Source organism: Oscillibacter valericigenes, from assembly GCF_016902445.1.
GTDB lineage: Bacteria > Bacillota > Clostridia > Oscillospirales > Oscillospiraceae > Oscillibacter > Oscillibacter avistercoris.
Genome location: NZ_JACSNX010000051.1, coordinates 1 through 3,386, shown reverse-complemented (window position 1 = coordinate 3,386; position 3,386 = coordinate 1). Strand labels below are relative to the sequence as shown.

The window sequence follows — 3,386 nt, the reverse complement described above, 5'->3', positions numbered from 1 at the left end:
AAAGTTTTTCTGCTGCACTGACGGATGCAACTTTTCCCCGCACTACCGGAGGTAGTGCGGGGAATGTTCCGCCGCCCGGAGGCTTTGGCCGTTTGCCCTCCGGGCGGGGGTCCCCGTGAAAGGGGGATGTTTTTGAATCAGACAGCAAACTATGGACTCAGCCAGTGGGAAAACACCGACCGGATTTTGATGGAAGATTTTAACACTGATAACAGCAAGATCGACGCGGCGCTGGCGGGGCTGGACACCCGGGCGGCGGCGCTGAAAGCGGCGGCCGGGGGCTTCGGCAACTGCCAGATCTACTGCGACACTTATACCGGAACCGGGAGCGGAGCCACCAGCGTCACGTTTCCGCAAAAGCCGCTGTTCGTCTTTATTACCGGGACGACGGAGCGGGTGTCCATGGCGCTGGCCCGGGACGCCGCCACGGCCTTTTCCTACAACGGGAATTACTCGCTCAATGTGGACGTCAGTTGGACAGAGAACGGTGTCACGGTTACCCAGCCGGACAACAATATGTCCTACCAGTGCAACCTGATTGGGAAAACCTATCTGGTCCTGGCACTGGTGGCGATGGAGGCGTAGCGGGTTTAGCTGCAACGAGATAAGTTCGGAAATCTTTTTTACAAATGACATGCAAAAAAATCCCCGCTCCGAAAGGAGCGGGGATTTTTTAGAAAGCTACAGCCTTCAGTCGCTTAGGGATTAGGCCCAAGTTACCTGAACAGTGTAGGTCTGCTGAATTGCGATGTCCAGGTCAGGATCAACCACGGTGATGGTTCTATCGCCAGAGCTGAACAGTTTGCTCTCGTCACCCCAGGCAGTGACCATCAGGCCTCTCTGTTCCAGAGCCTCGGCAACAACTTCCTTAACCTCGTTGGCGGTGGGATAGTCACCAGCGGTAGCGAGTTTGCAAGTTGCGTCGACGCGCATAGTCCGGGTATTCACCGTAACATCCCAGTCATTGTCGGTGTTGCCGTAGTCGGGGCCGTCAGAGTGCAGACCATTCTGGTTGACAAACACAACCCACTCAGCAACACCCTGGCTGTTCAGGATTGCGATAATCTCGCCCTTGTACTGCAGGCCATCGGCGGTGCTGGCATCGGCCAGACGATCCAGAGCCTCTTCAACACTGTCAAACTCAGTCTTGACTTCCTTGTTGTACTCGTCCTGAATCACAACCGCTTTGGCCTCGCGGGTGAAGGTCAGGCCGTAGTCATCCTGGTTGTCCAGGACATACAGGGTGCGGCCCTGCAGGGACAGATCGCCACTGATGAGAGAAAGATAGTAAACGTCCTCATCATCAATCGGCTTCGTGTAATCGGTATAGATATCGCTATAATCGACATCGTCATAGCCAATCACATAGTCGCCATCGAAGCGCAGCTCAACAACATTGTCAGTGTCGTTCACAATACCCCGCAGGACAGAGGTGTACTTGCTCTTGACGGTGACGGTCTGGATCTGGCCACCCATGATCACGTCGACTTCCCAATAATAGGTGTCGTCAATCTTCTCTTCGCTCTCGGCACTGTCGGACAGGACGTAAGCGTAGTTGGCCACGCTGCCCTTGGCCTCGCCGACCACGATAGAGGCGATGATGTAGTTGTCCTTGTCATACACGGTGTGGACAGCCCACTTGGTGGTGCCACCCTCGTTCGCACTGACCGCATCGGGATCGATGATCAGTTCCACATCCTGGACGCCGGTGTAGGTGCCGGTCACATCCGTGATGGGGGCGTTGTCCATGGTGTCAACGTCATCCTGCTCCACGGTGATGAAGATGGAGGCATCCTCGCCGTAAGCGCGGACATTGCCATTCTCATAGCCGGAATCCTTATCGCCGATAGCACCGCGGCCTTCCAGGCGGACGTTGGAGCAGTCGATGGTGGTCTCCTCAGTCACAGCGGTGGAGAAGGAACGGATGGCGGGCTTCAGGGTGTACACGCCGGACTCATTCACGGTGTAGGTGTACCAGCGGTTCAGAACGGGATTGCCGTTGTTATAGTCGCCGTCGTCGTTTCCACCGTAAGACCACTCCTTGTAGAAGGTCTGGGTATCGATCTTGGCACCAGCACTGGTTACTCTGTTGTAGTCCGCAATATTGTCATTGGTATCCTTCACGTTGACAGTGATGACATCCATGGTGCCGTCGGTGAAGATGGCAGCGGCCTCGGCAGTTCTCACGGAGATGTTGCTGCGAGAGCGGTCATAACCGGTGATGAACACATAGTTCAGAGTGCCCTCATACAGGTCCACGCCGATGACATAGCCATACGGATCCAGATAGATGTTGTAGGACATGTCGGTCAGCAGGGCATCGTCGTAGGCGTCCAGGGTGTCCTCATCATAGAAAGCTTTCTCCGCGGCGTCATACTGGGTACCGCCGGTAGTCAGCTTGGAGACAACCTTGCTGGAGCTATCGCTCCACTTGGTGACGGTGCTGTCTTCCAGGATTTCCACATCGCTGATGGCAACGACTTCCAGGTCATTGTTCCGGGTGTTCTTGCCGGACATGTTGACCAGGTAGAAGGCGTCGCGCTCAACGCCCTCAACCTCGGGAACGTCATCCACATCCACGGTCTGAGTAGAGCCGGTAACGGTCTCATAGACCTTCAGGGTGACAGTCTCCTTGCTAGAGCTGTAGTTGGAAGTGGCCTGAGCCAGGTAGGTGTTGATGGAGGTGATGATGATCTCGTCATCGTCGTTGTCCACGAACACCTGGGTCAGCACGCCGTTGCCGGTGTCGTTCAGGGTCTCCGTGTTGCCGCGAATCAGGTTCTCCTTGACGATCTTTGTGACACCGGTGCCGCCGTCATTCTCAACGCCGTCCGTATAAGCATACAGATCGTAGTTGCGGATGGTAGTGGCAGTCAGCAGGTCATACAGCTCGCGGCCGGTGACGCCGGTGGTGTACTCAGCCACCATCAGGTCATGGTCCACATAGGTGCCGATCTCGTTGCTCTTCCAGCTCCAGGTGTGAGCGGGACGCATGAAGTCGTCGGTGTCGTCGGTCAGCTTCAGGTCGGGCTGATACCGCTCGGCGAACTCCACGGTGTAGTCGTGCTGGGTGTTATCGATGGTATCATCGATGGAAGTAGCAGCACCAGCGATGCTGGAGGTCACATAGGTGGGCTCGGAAGCACCCTGAACGACCTCGATGCCGTTGATGGTGATGCTGGAGCCCTTGTTCTCATACTCCACCAGGGTGGCCTGCAGGGTGTTCACAGCGTACAGGGCGGCCTGTTCACGGGTGCAGGCCTGGGAGCCAACGAAATTGTCGTTGCCGTCGGTCAGGCCGATCTCATAGGCACGGCCGGCCACGTTCACGGTCCAGTTGGTGCCGGTGTAGCCCTCGATGGACTGGTCATAGCCCAGAGCGCCCA

1 protein-coding gene and 1 pseudogene are annotated in these 3,386 nt (G+C 56.4%); one reads left to right on the top strand and one right to left on the bottom strand.

The features are described 5' to 3' along the window. Positions 1-132: 132 nt before the first annotated feature. Positions 133-585, top strand: a complete 453-nt coding sequence (locus tag H9X91_RS13950) for a hypothetical protein (RefSeq protein ID WP_204805863.1) — start codon at positions 133-135, stop codon at positions 583-585. Positions 586-705: 120 nt separating this feature from the next. Here H9X91_RS13950 and H9X91_RS13945 read toward each other — a convergent pair. After that, positions 706-3,386: pseudogene (locus tag H9X91_RS13945) on the bottom strand (hypothetical protein); the annotation flags it as partial.